This window comes from Barnesiella propionica, assembly GCF_025567045.1.
Lineage (GTDB): Bacteria > Bacteroidota > Bacteroidia > Bacteroidales > Barnesiellaceae > Barnesiella_B > Barnesiella_B propionica.
Window position 1 is genome coordinate 1 of record NZ_JAOQJK010000014.1, and the last position, 18,093, is coordinate 18,093.

Annotated in this window: 14 protein-coding genes and 1 pseudogene; 14 read left to right on the top strand and 1 reads right to left on the bottom strand. The window is 39.2% G+C overall.

Annotated features, from left to right (window positions below; translation table 11 throughout):
- The 10 genes and pseudogenes from OCV73_RS14195 to OCV73_RS14240 all read left to right on the top strand — a co-directional run.
- Positions 1–767 (top strand): annotated as a pseudogene (locus tag OCV73_RS14195) (hypothetical protein); the annotation flags it as partial.
- Positions 768–772: 5 nt separating this feature from the next.
- The gene (locus tag OCV73_RS14200) at positions 773–1,771 is read left to right on the top strand and encodes a hypothetical protein (protein WP_147553260.1); all 999 of its coding nucleotides are present in this window, start codon (positions 773–775) and stop codon (positions 1,769–1,771) included.
- Between the two features lie 322 nt (positions 1,772–2,093).
- Positions 2,094–3,095 carry a hypothetical protein gene (locus OCV73_RS14205; RefSeq protein ID WP_147553262.1) on the top strand — a complete coding sequence of 334 codons (1,002 nt, stop codon included), beginning with the start codon at positions 2,094–2,096 and terminating at the stop codon, positions 3,093–3,095.
- A 303-nt stretch (positions 3,096–3,398) separates the two neighbouring features.
- Positions 3,399–4,394 (top strand): hypothetical protein, encoded by a 996-nt coding sequence (locus tag OCV73_RS14210; protein ID WP_147553264.1) that lies wholly within the window; start codon positions 3,399–3,401, stop codon positions 4,392–4,394.
- A 53-nt stretch (positions 4,395–4,447) separates the two neighbouring features.
- A complete protein-coding gene (locus OCV73_RS14215) occupies positions 4,448–4,609 on the top strand; it encodes a hypothetical protein (RefSeq protein WP_167551279.1) in 162 nt (53 codons plus the stop codon).
- A gap of 97 nt (positions 4,610–4,706) precedes the next feature.
- Positions 4,707–5,705, top strand: coding sequence for a hypothetical protein (locus OCV73_RS14220; RefSeq protein WP_147553266.1), 999 nt, complete (start codon positions 4,707–4,709; stop codon positions 5,703–5,705).
- A 164-nt stretch (positions 5,706–5,869) separates the two neighbouring features.
- Positions 5,870–6,313, top strand: coding sequence for a hypothetical protein (locus OCV73_RS14225; protein ID WP_147553268.1), 444 nt, complete (start codon positions 5,870–5,872; stop codon positions 6,311–6,313).
- A 182-nt stretch (positions 6,314–6,495) separates the two neighbouring features.
- Positions 6,496–7,194 carry an SGNH/GDSL hydrolase family protein gene (locus OCV73_RS14230; RefSeq protein ID WP_147553269.1) on the top strand — a complete coding sequence of 233 codons (699 nt, stop codon included), beginning with the start codon at positions 6,496–6,498 and terminating at the stop codon, positions 7,192–7,194.
- A gap of 213 nt (positions 7,195–7,407) precedes the next feature.
- A complete protein-coding gene (locus OCV73_RS14235; RefSeq protein ID WP_167551280.1) occupies positions 7,408–10,722 on the top strand; it encodes a fibronectin type III domain-containing protein in 3,315 nt (1,104 codons plus the stop codon).
- Positions 10,723–10,807: 85 nt separating this feature from the next.
- The gene (locus tag OCV73_RS14240; protein ID WP_147553273.1) at positions 10,808–11,527 is read left to right on the top strand and encodes a DUF169 domain-containing protein; all 720 of its coding nucleotides are present in this window, start codon (positions 10,808–10,810) and stop codon (positions 11,525–11,527) included.
- Between the two features lie 93 nt (positions 11,528–11,620).
- On the opposite strand, the gene OCV73_RS14245 is transcribed toward OCV73_RS14240, so the two are convergent.
- Positions 11,621–12,328 carry a Crp/Fnr family transcriptional regulator gene (locus OCV73_RS14245; protein ID WP_147553275.1) on the bottom strand — a complete coding sequence of 236 codons (708 nt, stop codon included), beginning with the start codon at positions 12,326–12,328 and terminating at the stop codon, positions 11,621–11,623.
- A 139-nt stretch (positions 12,329–12,467) separates the two neighbouring features.
- Between OCV73_RS14245 and OCV73_RS14250 the strand changes: the two genes are divergently transcribed.
- The 4 genes from OCV73_RS14250 to OCV73_RS14265 all read left to right on the top strand — a co-directional run bounded on the left by OCV73_RS14250 (position 12,468) and on the right by OCV73_RS14265 (position 18,005).
- Entirely contained in the window at positions 12,468–13,064 is a 597-nt protein-coding gene (locus tag OCV73_RS14250; protein WP_147553276.1) for a MarC family protein, read from the top strand.
- 294 nt (positions 13,065–13,358) lie between these two features.
- Positions 13,359–15,302, top strand: coding sequence for a glycogen debranching enzyme N-terminal domain-containing protein (locus tag OCV73_RS14255; RefSeq protein ID WP_147553278.1), 1,944 nt, complete (start codon positions 13,359–13,361; stop codon positions 15,300–15,302).
- Positions 15,303–15,306: 4 nt separating this feature from the next.
- Positions 15,307–16,569, top strand: coding sequence for a glycosyltransferase family 4 protein (locus OCV73_RS14260; protein ID WP_147553279.1), 1,263 nt, complete (start codon positions 15,307–15,309; stop codon positions 16,567–16,569).
- A gap of 32 nt (positions 16,570–16,601) precedes the next feature.
- The gene (locus tag OCV73_RS14265; RefSeq protein WP_147553281.1) at positions 16,602–18,005 is read left to right on the top strand and encodes a glycoside hydrolase family 57 protein; all 1,404 of its coding nucleotides are present in this window, start codon (positions 16,602–16,604) and stop codon (positions 18,003–18,005) included.
- Positions 18,006–18,093: the final 88 nt, after the last annotated feature.

Genomic DNA, 18,093 nt, shown 5'->3' on the forward strand with positions numbered 1-18,093 from the left:
AGCGAGACCCTTTGCTGAACCTGTTTACTTCCATTGACCCCCTTTGTGAGAAATATCCCTGGATCTCTCCCTATGCCGTGTGTGCCAATAATCCGTTGAAGTATGCGGATTATAACGGAATGGATTGGTTTTATTACAAAGCCCCGGGAGAGGGTGAAGCGACCTATCATTGGCATAATGGAAGTGAATACACTCATGTGTATAGTTATGTCGATACGGACGGAAGTTTTCAGGTAAATACGGTAAAACTAACCGGCCAGAAAGCAGTTGTGATATTTGACGGTTCGAGAAATGAACGGTTGGCAAACGATAGAACGATAGACGGGAACGGAGCTATTAATGCAAAGGTAACGGTCTATGGCCCCGGTGGAGCAGATGACGTAAAGAATTATACGGGTTATACCATGACCTCGAATGCAGCCAGATGTACACCTATAGATGAAGGGGTCTATACGGCAACAAGGCGAGACTCACCGGGAAGTGGAGGAATTCCTAAATATTATCAGATATTTGAAGATGGTAAAGATAATATCCGAACGATGGATGGTGTGATAAATAATAATAGGCCAAGGCAACGCCGGGCTAACGGAGATGGTTATAAAACAGAGATATTTATACATGCTACATCGAAGAAAGGGAGGGTATATGGGAGGACTTCCCTGGGTTGCTTATTAATTCATTTTGATCAATGGAATGATTTTAATAAACAACTAAAAACGATTCCTCTAAACGTGCATTTTAAAGTTGTACTAAAAAGAACAAAATAATAAATATGAAAAAGAACCATGCATTTGTATTATTGGCTTTATTAATAACATTTACCTTATTCGGAGAAATAAAGGGCGGATTTATTCCATATGTAGAATTCGTACAGATAAACTTAGACAAAAATGATAGTTTATATACTTTGCATCGAATCTCTGCTGATTCGGGGAGTATATATGAGACTCGAAATATGCCGTTTTATTCCAAATCCGATGAGTTTCTTTACAATGGTGGACGCGAACTTATACATACTTTTTTTAATAATGAAAACGCATATGCGTCTATTGGTGAAAATAATGATAGACAGTTTAATGTAAATATAGTGACAACAGATGCAGTTGGCCTTTCGCTATATGGAAACAATTTATCTGTTTGTACTAAAGTTAATAATAATGTATATGTTATGGAAATGGAAAAAGATACAAATAATGTAGTGATGGTATGCTCATTCAAAGAAAAAGATCGAGCGGATTCGGTCATAATTACTTATAAAAATAATAAATTTAGTTTAGAAGGCAATGCCGGAATCCTTCCCCGCTATATCTATTATCCGACAATAGAGGATATCAGTAAAACAGAATCGGAAGATTTGGTAATCCGTCTCCACATACAAGACCGAAAAACAGGTAAAAGACGTACCATTAAGACGTACCGTGAACAGACCAGAACTTACTGGGAAGGCAAGGAAATGGTTTCTGCCCGGAATACGCAATGGATAGGTCCGGAGAGATTGACATTCATGACCATATGGTATGATCATAAAAGCGATTACCGTACGAATGTCACCATCTGGATGTATGACGTATCCGAAAATAAGCTAAAAATATTCCGTCGTTATAAACCTTTGCAACTGAATACGGGAATAAAATCCTATAGAATCTATGGAGACCGTACTTATTTTTGTACGGACGACGAAATCTTTTACCTGACTCCTGAAAATAAGAGGGTAGATATATATGTAACCAAAGGCCGGGAAATTATAGAGGATTTTACGATAGTCCGGTAACAGGTAGAAACGTATTTATGGGAATAATATCATGAATATCAAATAAAAAGTCGATGAAAAAGTATATTATTTTAATGCTTACCCTATTCTTTATTTCCTGCCATAATAGCAAGGAGGCCGGGCTAACGGAGATGGTTATAAAACAGAGATATTTATACACCGTACAAATATGACCGGAGCGGCCAGAGGTAATGTTTCGACGGGTTGTTTGTTACTTACTCCGAAAGGAATGGAAGGTTTTCAGAGACAATTTCATGATTTCCCTGTAAACATTCATTTTAAGGTTGTAATACGACGTCGTATAAATTAAAATAATAGAGAAATGAAAAAAAATCTCATATTGGTAGTATTAAGTATAGGATATGTCTTTTCATATTCACAGCATAAAATACTTGTTCCGTATATTGAAGCGGCGGTAAAAATATTGGAAAGCGATACAATCCTAATTGTACACAGATTTCCATTAGATAAAGGAAAAGAATGTGACTATCCTATAATAATCGAAAAAGAAAATAAATTATACAATAGCGATTTTGGATATAATGGAAGCAATCAGTTAATACATTCATTATATTCTCCTTCTAAAAGTTATAGTATTATAGGTATAAATAACGATATAAATTATAAAGTAGAGCCAATAACGGAATTTAAATTTGGTTTGTCATTATATGGACGTAATTTTATCGTTCAAGATAAAATTAGTTCTTATGAATATTGTCAACAAAATGAAAAATCTGATACTTGTGATGTAATAATGATATATTCATTTTGTAGTAAGGAGAAAATAGATTCAGTAAAAGCCATATGGAAGGATAATAAATTTAGTTTAGAAGGCAATGTCGGAATCCTTCCCCGCTATATCTATTATCCAACAATAGAGGATATCAGTAAAACAGAATCGGAAGATTTGATAATCCGTCTCCACATACAAGACCGAAAAACAGGTAAAAGACGTACCATTAAGACGTACCGTGAACAGACCAGAACTTACTGGGAAGGCAAGGAAATGGTTTCTGCCCGGAATACGCAATGGATAGGTCCGGAGAGATTGACATTCATGACCACATGGTATGATCATAAAAGCGATTACCGTACGAATGTCACCATCTGGATGTATGATGTATCCGAAAATAAGCTAAAAATATTCCGCCGTTATAAACCTTTGCAACTGAATACGGGAATAAAATCCTATAGAATCTATGGAGACCGTACTTATTTTTGTACGAACCATGAAATCTTTTACCTGACTCCTGAAAATAAGAGGGTAGATATATATGTAACCAAAGGCCGGGAAATTATAGCGGATTTTACGATAGTCCGGTAACAGGTAGAAACGTATTTATGGGAATAATATCATGAATATGAAATAAAAAGTCGATGAAAAAGTACGTTATTTTAATGTTTATCCTATTCTTTATTTCCTGCCATAATAGCAAGGAGGCCGGGCTAACGGAGATGGTTATAAATTTATACATGCTACATCGGATAAAGGGAGGGTATATGGGAGGACTTCCCTGGGTTGCTTATTAATTCATTCTGGTCAATGGGAGGATTTTAATAAACAACTAGAAACGATTCCTCTAAACGTGCATTTTAAAGTTGTACTAAAAAGAACAAAATAATAAATATGAAAAAGAACCATGCATTTGTATTATTGGCTTTATTAATAGCATTTACCTTATTCGGAGAAATAAAGGGCGGATTTATTCCATATGTAGAATTCGTACAGATAAACTTAGACAAAAATGATAGTTTATATACTTTGCATCGAATCTCTGCTGATTCGGGGAGTATATATGAGACTCGAAATATGCCGTTTGGTTCCAAATCCGATGAGTTTCTATATAACGGAGGGCATGAACTTATACATAATTATTTTAGTAATGAAAAAACATATACAGCTATTGGAGAAAATAAAGGTAGGCAATTTTATACAGATTTGCGGACACAAAACTTTTCAGGTCTTTCATTATACGGTAGCTATTTTGCGATTTATACAAAAGAAAATGACAGCCAATATGCTGCGTTTGCCTATAATGATACTTGTATTGTGATGATATATAGATTTAATGATAAAATAAAAGTTGATTCAGTAAAAGCTATATGGGAGGATAATAAATTTAGTTTAGAAGGCAATGTCGGAATCCTTCCCCGCTATATCTATTATCCGACAATAGAGAATATCAGTAAAACAGAATCGGAAGATTTGATAATCCGCCTCCACATACAAGACCGAAAAACAGGTAAAAGACGTACCATTAAGACGTACCGGGAGCAGACCAGAACTTACTGGGAAGGCAAGGAACTGGTTTCGGACCGGAATACACAATGGATAGGTCCGGAGAGACTAACATTCATGACCACATGGTATGATCATAAAAACGATTACCGTACGAATGTCACCATCTGGATGTATGATGTATCCGAAAATAAGCTAAAAATATTCCGCCGTTATAAACCTTTGCAACTGAATACGGGAATAAAATCCTATAGAATCTATGGAGACCGTACTTATTTTTGTACGGACGACGAAATCTTTTACCTGACTCCTGAAAATAAGAGGGTAGATATATATGTAACCAAAGGCCGGGAAATTATAGAGGATTTTACGATAGTCCGGTAACAGGTAGAAACGTATTTATGGGAATAATATCATGAATATGAAATAAAAAGTCGATGAAAAAGTACGTTATTTTAATGCTTACCCTATTCTTTATTTCCTGCCATAATAGCAAGGAGGCCGGGCTAACGGAGATGGTTATAAAACAGCGATATTTATACATGCTACATCGGATAAAGGGAGGGTATATGGGAGGACTTCCCTGGGTTGCTTATTAATTCATTCTGGTCAATGGGAGGATTTTAATAAACAACTAGAAACGATTCCTCTAAACGTGCATTTTAAAGTTGTACTAAAAAGAACAAAATAATAAATATGAAAAAGAACCATGCATTTGTATTATTGGCTTTATTAATAGCATTTACCTTATTCGGAGAAGTAAAGGGCGGATTTATTCCATATGTAGAATTCGTACAGAAAAACTTAGACAAAAATGATAGTTTATATACTTTGCATCGAATCTCTGCTGATTCGGGGAGTATATATGAGACTCGAAATATGCCGTTTGGTTCCAAATCCGATGAGTTTCTATATAACGGTGGACGCGAACTTATACATACTTTTTTTAATAATGAAAACGCATATGCGTCTATTGGTGAAAATAATGGTAGACAGTTTAATGTAAATATAGTGACAACAGATGCAGTTGGCCTTTCGCTATATGGAAACAATTTATCTGTTTGTACTAAAGTTGATAATGATGTATATGTTATGGAAATGGAAAAAGATACAAATAATGTAGTGATGGTATGCTCATTCAAAGAAAAAGATCGAGCGGATTCGGTCATAATTACTTATAAAAATAATAAATTTAGTTTAGAAGGCAATGTCGGAATCCTTCCCCGCTATATCTATTATCCGACAATAGAGGATATCAGTAAAACAGAATCGGAAGATTGGGTAATCCGTCTCCACATACAAGACCGAAAAACAGGTAAAAGACGTACCATTAAGACGTATCGTGAACAGACCAGTACTTACTGGGAAGGCAAGGAACTGGTTTCTGCCCGGAATACGCAATGGATAGGTCCGGAGAGATTGACATTCATGACCATATGGTATGATCATAAAAGCGATTACCGTACGAATGTCACCATCTGGATGTATGACGTATCCGAAAATAAGCTAAAAATATTCCGCCGTTATAAACCTTTGCAACTGAATACGGGAATAAAATCCTATAGAATCTATGGAGACCGTACTTATTTTTGTACGGACGACGAAATCTTTTACCTGACTCCTGAAAATAAGAGGGTAGATATATATGTAACCAAAGGCCGGGAAATTATAAAGGATTTTACGATAGTCCGGTAACAGGTAGAAACGTATTTATGGGAATAATATCATGAATATGAAATAAAAAGTCGATGAAAAAGTACGTTATTTTAATGCTTACCCTATTCTTTATTTCCTGTCATAGTAACAAGGAGGCCGGGAGAACGATCGATTCTATAAAAGTATGGTAGTATTATAATGTTTTGTTTGAGAGAATAACAGCAGTTGATTGCCATGAGATTATCTATTTGCCTGAAAAAGTAGATACTTTGGAGGATGAACGTTTTTTACCCACTTCGCAATGTATTCTTGAATCAATAATAACAGACAAAGAAGTTTTAAGGGAGATATTAATAGAATTAGATGAACGGAAAATATTAAAAAGTGATTATATGGATGCCCGGATGAAATGTTATATATCATATAGTGACGGCCAAATAGATTCTTTGTGTATAAGTAGTATTTCTAATTATGGAAATTATAACGGTCAACCTGTAAAGTTAACTAATAAACTCATATATCTTATCCGTGAAAATTGCGGATTTTACAGATGGATAGGAGCGGACTATTTAAAATATTTTGATGAATTAAATGATACGACCTTTGTCAGAGAAAAAGTGAAATCCCGTTACGGCGGAGAATATTAATTAAGTATTAATGATTTATTTCGGTTGATCGCCATGAGATTGTCTATTTGCTTTTATTGAATTTTGAAGAGGTAAAAAAATAAGGAGGGTAAGTTTGGCATGAATTTATTGGTAATTCTTAAATTTAAACTATTATATTGTTTTTCTTGAATATACGAGATGGTTGTTTTAAATAGATAAGTATGAAAAAAAGTTTAGGGGTTGTTGTGTTGTTGTTCGTTTGTGCCTGTTTGTCGGCACAGAAAACCGATATTATGAAAGTGGCAAATCTGGAACGTTACGCCGGTAGTAATGAAAAGTTGTTGTCGCAGAAAGTGAAAAGACCTGTCGTTGTTTTTATGGGTAATTCCATAACGGAGGGATGGGTAAGAATACGTCCGGACTTTTTTTCTTCGAATAATTATATCGGCCGGGGTATTAAGGGACAAACCAGCTCCCAGATGCTATTGAGATTCCGCCATGATGTCTTGGCTCTTCATCCCGATATGGTCGTGATTAATGCGGGGACGAACGATATTGCGGAAAATACGGGAGAATACGATCTGAATTTTACATTGGGCAATATAGAGTCGATGGCAGAGATAGCCCGGGCGAATGGGATAAAGGTGATTTTAACTTCGGTACTTCCGGCGGTAGTGTTCGGATGGAACCCGGATATTTCCGGTGTATCCGGGAAAATAGATGAATTGAATCGTGAGATCAGGGCTTATGCGGAAAAAAGAGGTATTTTGTATGTCGATTACAATTCGGGTATGAGAAAGGATGACGGGGCGATGGTAAACGAATATAGCCGTGACGGAGTACATCCGACCGGAAAAGGGTACGAAATCATGGAACAGAGGATAAAGCCTGTTATCGATAGCGTGTTAAAAGATAAGTAATAATTATGATTTTGGCAGAAAACAAGAAGCCTTTTATATTATTTGAAAAGCTTCTATTGGAATGAGTATTGTACCGTTTGTTTTTGTTTTGTAGTGCTTTATTTTGTTTATTTAACAATGTGTTGTTCTTATAATTATTTGGAAAGTATTTTAAATATTTTATCTTTACGCTTGATATATATTAAATATAACAGCCTTAAATCTATTTATGTAATGAAAACAAAGAAATTAACCAGAGCGGCGACGGTATTTTTTATGTTTCTGCTTTGTATGTCGAGTGTGGTAAGAGCGCAAATAGCAGGCCCGGGAGTAGATCCTGATGTGATTATGCTCGATGATTTTGAGAGCGGGAGTACTTCTAAGTGGACTCCTCGTCCCGGTAGTAGAGGGGAAAAGATGAGTTTTGAATTGATGAATGCCGCGAACGGCGATCTCGTGCGTTTTGGCAATTATGCATTAAAGGTTAATATTGACTTTACCGATGCTCAAGAAAATCAGACGCTTACAGCTCAAATTAGTCCGGGAACATCGGGCGAAGCTCTTCAGATTCCCGGCAACGCTTCGGGCGGTAAAATGCTCGGTATGTGGGTTTACGCGACTCCCGGAGTAGAGGGTATGTGGCTTAGGGTTTCAACAAGACCTATTGGTTCTACTTCAGGTGTAACCAATACCGATTTAGCTTCTAAAATTAACTGGACCGGATGGAAATATGTCCAGTGTAAATTGCCTGCCAAACATGAATTCCATCCTGACGGAATCAGACTTTTAGTGCTGAAAGGATATCCGAATTATTTTGCTAACGGTTATGTGATTATTGATAATATACGCGTAACTAATCAATCTTTCACTGAAGATTTGACACCTCCGGCGATAACCGGTTTGACAGGAAACGGAAAAAACCTGACCGGTACGTTTACAACCACTCAGATCGATTTGGCCGCTACTTTTAATGAACAAGGGAGCCCGGTGAGCGGGATCAATTACAACAGTATCCGTATGATAGTGGACGGGTATGATTTTAAAGCGGGAGACGCAGGTTTTGCAGTGGATAATGAAAACAACAAGGTTTCGTTGGCCGATATGAACCTGTCTAACGGAATGCATAATGTGGTAGTCCATGTGGAAGATAATTTCGGAAATATAGCAGAAAATACGGCTACATTTACGATAGATGCCTCGGACGGAAAGAGCACTGCCGTAACTGTAGAATCTGCTCCGAAAGCGTATGTCGGTACTCCGTTTGAAATAAAAATCAATACCAATAATTCGAAAGATGTAAAAGAACTGGAACTTGTGATGGAATTTAATAATATCGGTTCTGTCGACGCAGTGAACGGTGTAACGTTTGCCGAGAGTGCCCGGAACGGTAGTAGTTATGAATTCAATCCGAGGAACGGATATTTGACGATAAATCTGAAAAATGATATTACTGCCGGCATGGTGGAAACGCTCGCAACGATTAAGGTAAACATTTCGAAGAACAGTAATCCTACTGATATTCTCAGGTGTTCTCCTGTTTCTGCAAAAGCGGTATATGCCGATAATTCATTGTCATTATTCTCCTTGTTTAAGGCTTTTGCCAATGATGTATTGGCGAGCTATAATTTTACTGTAAACAAGCGAATAGTGGGAGCCCCCGGGGAAGTACTGGTTACCGATCTGGACGGGAGTCCGTTGTCAGGTGCTACGGTGTACGCACTAAATTCTAAAATGACGGAAGTAGTCGCTTCGGCTGTAACGGGTCCGGACGGTATCGCGTCAGAAATGGATTTTACCAGTACTGCACAGAGTGTAAATGTCTATGCTGAAAAGGATGGAAAATACTCTTATACTAAGCTGGTACGGACACTGAATCCTCTCTTGACAAAAGTTCCCGAATACATCAGTGCCGGTACGACTGCCGATCCGTCGACATCGAAAACCATAACCTGGATGGCGAATCCTGTACAGGCTGCCGATCCTTCTATTATGAGGCTGGCGAAAAAGTCTGAGGGAGAAGAGGCTTTCCGGGAATTTGCGGGTACGACAAAAATACTGGAATACAATGCCGTGGTAAGTAATGGTGTAACCAAAGGCAGCTCCGTAACAGTTGATAACCTGGAACCTGGAACAACTTATATTTATCAGGTGGGCGATGGAGTGAACTGGTCTTCGACAAGAGAGTTTACGACGACAGCTCCTACTAAAAAATTCTCGTTCAGCGCATTCGGGGATTTACAGGCATCATCAAATAACGGAATGAACAGGTATCTGGCGGCGGCAGAGACTATCGAGGCTATGCCTGAGAGACCCTTATTCAATCTTAACGTAGGTGATGTTGTGGACTCTGACGACCGTTATGATTGTTATTCGTACTATGGATATCTGTTTAACCAGCGTCCGGTTTTCTCGAATATCGATATAATATCCGGTTATGGAAACCATGAATATATGGGTAATCCCGATGCGGATAACGTTAAGTTTATGAATGGTCATCATCATGTTGATCCTTCTGACAAATATGATTCGAAGTTGGTTGGCACGGGCTCTTATGCAGCAGAGTACGGCAATATGCTTGTGCTGGCTTTGGACTGGGAGCATAGAGGCGGTGGTGCAACACCTTCCGCTATTATGGAGGAAACGGCAAAATGGATGGATGACGTATTGAGCAAGACGGACAAGACCTGGAAAATCGTTACATTGCATTATCCGATATTCCCCTCGGCCTCTACTCCGGGCTCACAAGGGATATTCGGCCCCATATTGGATAAACATAATGTCCAGATAGTATTTTGCGGACATGGTCATACTTATGAGCGTGTGCAGATATATCAGGGAAATAATCTGGTACCTCCGGGCGATAAACGTACTTTCGAGCCGGCGATCGGCGGAACTATGCATATCCAGCTTGGCGATATGACCAGTACGGGCAGAAACGCCAGATGGTTACATTGTGATGTTGACGGGAAGAAGATGACCGTTACCGTGAGAGATGCGAATAATAGTGTCGTAGAGAATGAATGTTTTACATTATATGCATCTCCGGTTAATGAGTATCCGGTTACTTTTAATACCGTGTCGGGTGAAGGTACGCTTACTGCTACGGTCGACGGTACCGAGATAACTTCCGGTTCACAAGTTCAGGAAGGAAAAGATGTGGTTTTCACCGCAACGCCGGATGCTTCTTACAAAGTAAAAGAGTGGAGGCTTAATAATACGGTTGTAAACGAAACTGAAACGACTTATACGCTTTCGGATTTGTCGGCCGCTGCAACGGTAACTGTGGCATTTGATATAAAATCAGGAGTAGATGATCTTTCTGCTCAGGCTATCAATGTGTACCCGAATCCGTTTGAGGATAAGTTACAGATTGCAGGTGCTGAAGATTGTACCCTGAAAGTGATAGATGTTGCAGGAACGGTAGTACATGTCCAGAAAATAACAGGTGAAAATGATGTAATTTCACTGGAAAGATTCTTGTCTGGAGTATATTTCTTTCATATAGAGAAAGATAAGCAGGTAAAGATTGTGAGAGTAATGAAGAAATAAGAGTATGCAGGAATGAATAAATATCGGCAACGGACATTAGTTCGTTGCCGATATTTGCTTTAATAAAATCAAAATTGAATTTATCATGATCCTTAAGGATTTTATTCTTAATTACAAAAAGGCGTTCGGCGAAAAGGTGGAACTGCCTCTTGCTTTTTGGTATTCGGATAATGCCATAGCGCAAACGGACAAAAAGGGTCATTGTATTTTTTCCCGGCTGAATGTTGTACGGAACGGTTACGGGATGAGTCTGAATGCGGGGAATATAGGGTGCGGAGGCGGTAAATTTTATTGCGGATTTGCCGAAATGCCTCCTTATGTACCTGATTTTGTTTCGCTTAAAGAGCATTATAAACAATCGCCCGGATTGGTTGAAGATATGCTGGCAAAAATAGATGTTCCCCGTACTGCTAAAAGTTACTTGAATTTTGCGAGAATAGATAAACTTGAGTCGTTCGGTGACGCAGAAGGATTACTGTTCTATGCCACGCCGGATATGTTGAGCGGGCTGGTGACATGGGCTGCGTTTGACAATAATGAAGAAGATGCCGTCATGTCTGTTTTCGGTTCCGGATGTGCCAATGCTATAACTTACGCGATACGGGAAAATAGTAAAGGCGGATATCGCTGCTTTTTAGGGTTGTTCGACCCTTCGGCCCGGCCGCATGTAGCGAGCAATATCATGACCTTTGTCATTCCGATGTCCCGTTTTAAAGTAATGAGCGGGACTTTATTGCAATCTTGTTTGTCCGGCACGCATGCCTGGAATAAAATACGGGAGCGGATCGAGCGCGAAGCAGAGTGATAGGTAAGGCGGGAAAAGGAAATGTTTCTTATAATATGAAAAGAGCCTGTAGATTTTTCCACAGGCTCTTTTTGTTGTTTTGAAGAATGGGTATCAAAAACCTTCTTCAGCTATATCTTCTTCTTCTCCTTGCAGTATCTCCCGTAAACGGTCGCGGTCAAGGATGATTATTTCTTTGGAATTGTAATCTATAATACCCGCTTCTTTTAATTCGTTAAGAGCATTAATAAAGACAGAACGCTGCACTCCGAAAAAAGAATATAGGTCTTTTTGCCGGCAGATAATACGTATGTCCGTCGATTTTCTTTGGGAAAAACTCAGTACCCAGAAAGCGAGTTTTTCTTTCATTTCCCCCGATGAGATGGAGAGGAAGGTTTCCAGGCTTTTTTGTGAACGTCGGGAGAGTATATTCAGCAGGTTAATCAGGAAAATGGATTCTCCCTGCATAATCTGTATGAACGTAGCTTTGTCTATTTGCATAATACCTGTGCTCTCAACGGCATAGAGATCGGCCGGATAGGTCGTGTTCTTTCCGAACATATGATTAGGAGCCAGTACGTTAGGTGAGTGTATGATCTCCGATATTTTTATTTTCCCGTTTTTATTTACCATTTCGGAACGTACGCTTCCCGATATGAGGAATTTAAGGTGGGTACATTCTTCTCCCCGCCGTACGATGGGTTCTCCCGGAGCATATTTAAGAAAATGGAATTTGGTTTTTTCAATTAATTCCGATATTTTGTTACGGCTTACTCCCTGAAAAAGCGGAAGCTGCATAAGGATTTCAAACATACTTTCCATAGGACGTGATAATTTTGTATTCAAAAATAAAAAAAAATATTCGAACCTTGGATATAAACATAAAAAACATCTTAATTGTTTAGAAACTATTGATTTCTTTTTTTTTCATTAACTTTGCGTCACTAAATGGAAAAGACATATGTTCGAGCAATTACATTTCAATTTTCAGGAAACTCTTAGTGCATTTATTATTTTGTTTGCGATAATAGATATTACCGGGCTTACTCCTATTATTATCGACTTGAAAAACAAGGGAAACAATATTAAGGCCGGTAAAGCGGCTATTTATTCGCTGGCGACTTTTATTGCATTCCTGTTCATGGGAAATATGATCCTTCAATTATTCCACGTGGATATATCTTCATTTGCTATAGCCGGTTCTCTGGTTATATTCGTAATGGCTATAGAAATGATATTCGGTGTTGAGATATTTCGTAACGACGGTCCGGAAGGATCGGCTACGATCGTACCTATCGTATTTCCGTTAATTGCCGGAGCCGGATCTTTTACTGCATTATTGTCGTTGAGAGCTATGTACAGCTTAACCAATATTATAATCGCTCTCGTACTGAATATCATCCTGATTTATGTGGTTATCCGTAATGTGCATTTACTGGAACGGTTATTGGGAAAAGGGGGGGTATATGTATTACGTAAGTTTTTCGGTATTATCTTGTTGGCGATTTCGGTACGGATGTTCTTGGAAAACTTGACTAAATTCTTGGAAACCTTGTAACATGAACGGTGCGGCTTTACTTCCGGTTTGAAATAGGACAGGAAGAAATTTTTACCGAACATAGAATATAACCCGGCAGAATCTGTTTTTTGTATTCTTCCGGGCTTTTTTTGCAGGATATGGGTAAATGATTGATTTATTAATATTTAATAAATAAATATGATAAATTTCCAAAATGCAGGTTAATATTTTATCGGTATTGGTTGTATATTACAATTGTATTTTTTATATTCGTAACAACTATAAATTATTTATCCCCTTGTGGGTTTGTTAACCTGATTTTAAAATAATTATATGAGTTATTTGAAGTTTGATAAGAGTTTGATGATAAATCTCGAGCAGTCGTTGCCCAAGGAGATTCTCCGAACCAATAAGGCAGGAGCATACCAGTGTACGACGATCGTGGATTGCAATACTCGCAAGCAGCATGGGCTTCTGGTAATACCGATTCCGGAACTGGACAGCGATAATCACGTTCTGCTCTCTTCTCTGGACGAAACGGTGATACAACACGGAGCCTCATTTAATCTCGGCTTGCATAAATATAAAGGAGATTGTTATAGCCCCAACGGGCATAAATATATCCGGGAGTTTAATTGTGAGGCAGTGCCGCAGACCATGTACAGGGTAGGAGGTGTTATCCTTACGAAAGAGAAAGTATTTATCTCTCATGAGAATCGTATTTTAATTAAATATACTTTGTTGGAGGCTCATTCTCCCACGACTTTGCAGTTCCGGCCTTTTCTGGCTTTCAGGAATGCGAATGCCTTGTGTCAGGAAAACTATGTGCTGGATCAAAGCTATGAAGAGGCGACTAACGGCATAAGTTGTTGTCTGTATGAAGGATATCCCCGGTTATATATGCAATTTAATAAAGCGGTGACATTCACTCCCGATCCTCATTGGTATAAGGGAATTGAGTATATCAAAGACCAGGAGAGAGGTTATCCTTATCAGGAAGATCTTTATGTTCCAGGATATTTCGAAATGTCCATAAAAAAAGGTGAAAGTATCATTTTCTCCGCCGGAGTAGGCGAGGCGAAACCCCGCTCGTTTACCCGTACTTATGAGGAGGAGATTATGAACAGGACACGTAGATCGAGCTTTTTTAATTGCCTGAAAAATTCGGCGGAACAATTATGTATCAAAGAACGGAAAGGTAATTACCTGTTGGCCGGCTATCCGTGGTTTAAAGTTCGTGCCCGGGATGAATTCATCGGTTTACCCGGATGTACATTGGCTATCGATGATATTCCTGCTTTCGAGGCAGTCATGAAAACCGCGGAACGGGCGTTGAAACGTTTTATGAGCGAAGGACACAAAGACGAAATGATACAGGAGATAGATTCTCCCGATGTATTATTATGGGCCATATGGACAATCCAGCAATATGCCAAAGAAACGGGGCTGGAAAATTGTCTTGAAAAATACGGTAAACTGGTTTCTGATATTCTGGACTATATTATTAAAGATAAACATCCGAACCTTTTTTTGCATGAGAACAGTTTGCTGTATTCAAATGGCAAGGATCATGTTATTTCATGGATGAATGCTACGGTGGACGGACGTCCTGTAACTCCTCGCAGCGGATATCTTGTAGAGTTTAACGCATTATGGTATAATGCTCTCTATTTTGCCGCGGCTCTGCATCAATCTGTTCCAGGAATGGAAGCTAAATGCGACCAGTGGAAGAAAATAGGGGAAGAGGCCGGTGTTTCTTTTGTAGATATGTTTCTGAATGATTCGGGTTATCTGTTCGATTATGTAGACGGTAATTTTGCCGACTGGAGCGTACGTCCTAATATGTTGTGGGCTTTAGCTCTTGAATATACACCTCTGGATAAAAAGCAGAGAAAGACGGTTCTCGAAGTCGTTACCAGAGAACTGCTCACCCCTAAGGGTATACGTACGTTAAGCCCTAAAAGTTATGGTTATAACCCTACATACGTAGGTTCGGAAATCGAGCGTGCCTATGCATATCATCAGGGCCCTTCGCGTCCCTGGTTGATGGGAGCATACGCCGAAGCTTATTTGAAGGTTTTCGGAATGAGCGGTGTCTCTTTTCTGGAACGTATGCTTATCGGGTATGAAGACGAAATGTCGCAGGGATGTATAGGATCGTTATCCGAGTTATACGACGGTAATCCTCCTTTTACGGGACGCGGAGCCATCAGTTATGCTGCCAATGTAGGCGAAATATTGAGAGTACTGAATTTATTGAAGAAATATAATATCTGATATCATGAAAGCATTAATGTTCGGGTGGGAATTTCCACCGCATATCCTCGGGGGATTGGGGACAGCCAGTTATGGCCTTACGAAAGGCATGGCGGAATGCGGAGATATGGATATTACATTCGTTATACCTAAACCACGCGGGGACGAGGATAAAAGTTTCGCGCATATTGTAGGAGCCGGAAATACTCCGGTCGCCTGGAGAGATGTGAATTGGGATTATGTACAGAACCGCCTGGGGAATGTCATGGATCCTCAGGAATATTACGATCTCAGAGACCATATTTATGCCGATTTTAATTATTTGCGTACCAACGATCTGGGATGTATAGAATTTTCGGGACGTTATCCCGATAACCTGCTGGAAGAGATAAATAATTATTCTATCGTGGCGGGGGTAATAGCGAGAACTTATCCATGCGATGTTATCCATTCGCACGACTGGCTGACTTATCCGGCCGGAATACATGCGAAACAGGTAACGGGCAAACCTCTGGTCATTCATGTACATGCTACCGACTTTGACCGCAGCCGGGGAAATGTAAATCCTGTAGTGTACAATATAGAAAAAGACGGTATGGATAATGCCGACCATATTATAACCGTGAGTAATCTGACCCGGCAAACGGTAATAGAGAAATATCATATCGATCCGGCTAAGGTAACTACCGTTCATAATGCCGTTGAGCCGTTGAGCGAGGAGATAAAATCTATTGTGGTAGCTCGTAATACCCGGGATAAAGTCGTAACTTTTCTGGGACGTATTACGATGCAGAAGGGACCTGAATATTTTGTGGAGGCTGCTGCACGGGTTTTGGAGAAGACAAATAACGTGCGTTTCGTTATGGCCGGCAGCGGGGACATGATGAACAAGATGATAGATCTCGCTGCTAAACGCAACATATCCGACCGTTTTCATTTTACGGGTTTCCTCAAAGGAAAGCAGGTATATGAGATGTTGAAGGCCAGTGACGTATATATCATGCCTTCAGTGTCGGAACCTTTCGGAATATCTCCGTTGGAAGCTATGCAAGTGGGAGTTCCCTCTATCATATCCAAACAGTCGGGTTGTGCCGAAATCCTTACCAATGTGGTGAAAACCGATTACTGGGATATCGATGCCATGGCCGATGCCGTATATTCTATTATTACTTATCCGGCAATGTATAACCAGATGAAAGAAGAGGGTTTAAAAGAGGTCGATGAGATAAAATGGGTATATGCCGGAAAGAAAGTCATCGACATTTATCACAGGGTGATAGGATATTAATATGAATAAAAAATGAAAAAATACCATAAGATATGAAGACCATCTGTTTTTATTTTCAGATTCATCAACCATTCCGTTTGAAACGTTACCGGTTTTTCGATATAGGTAATGACCATTACTATTATGATGATTTCAGCAATGATGATATAATTACCCGCATAGCACATCGTTCTTATTTGCCTGCTAATGAAGCGTTGCTGGAAATGATTAAGAGTTCTAACGGCAGGTTTAAAGTTGCCTTCTCCATTTCGGGAGTCGCATTGGAACAATTGGAAATGTATGTCCCGGAATTTATTGACAGCATGAAAGAACTGGCGAAGACCGGTTGCGTGGAGTTTCTTTCCGAAACTTATGCACATTCTCTGGCTTCATTGAAAGACCCCGAAGAATTTCGTTTACAGGTAAAAGCCCATGATGATAAGATTGAGTCTTTGTTCGGACAGCGTCCCCGGGTATTCCGGAATACCGAGCTGATCTATTCCGACGATATCGCTTCCCTTATCGCGTCTATGGGATTCAAAGGCGTTATTACCGAAGGGGCCAAACATATATTGGGATGGAAGAGTCCTAATTATGTATATCATTCGGCATCGGCTTCCAAATTAAAATTGCTGTTGAAAAATTATAAGATAAGTGATGATATTTCGTTCCGTTTTTCTAATTATGAATGGAGCGAATATCCTCTTACCGCCGATAAGTTTATCGGCTGGATCGATCAATATCCTGCAGAGGAACAGATCGTAAATTTATTTATGAATTATGAAACGCTGGGAGAGCTTCAATCCCGGGAGACCGGTATATTTGAATTTATGAAAGCTTTGCCGCGTTTTGCTGAAGAGCATGGAGTGGGATTTTGTACTCCTTATGAGGCTATTTCGAAATTGAAATCGGTGGGAGCACTTTCTGTTCCGTATCCTATTTCCTGGGCCGACGAGGCTCGTGATACCAGCGCATGGCTCGGAAACCGTTTGCAAAACGAAGCTTTCGATAAATTATATTCGATTGCCGAAAGAGTAAGACTATGTGATGATAAGCGCTTAAAACAGGACTGGAATTACTTGCAAGCCAGCGATCACTTTTATTATATGTGTACCAAGCATCTTTCCGATGGTGCGGTGCACAGCCATTACAGCCCGTATGAAACACCCTATGAAGCGTTTACCAATTATATGAACGTATTGAGTGATTTCATTGTACGGGTAGAAGCCCAGTATCCGTTATCTATTGAAAATGAAGAGTTGAACGCATTGCTTACGACTATACGGAATCAAGCGGCTGAAATAGAGATGCTCCAAAAAGAATTGAAATCGGCACGTACGGAAAAGTTGAGTAAAAAAACAGCAACGAAAAAAGACTCTGCAAAAAAGAACGAATTGCAAAAAGCAGAGAATACAAAAAACGTATCTGCTAAGAAAATAACTAAAAAAAACGATTAAAGCTTTTTAGCTTGCCGTAAAAGGACGGGGAAACGGATTATGATGGAGAATAGTCTGTTCCCCGTTTTTTGATTTAATGAGTTTAAAT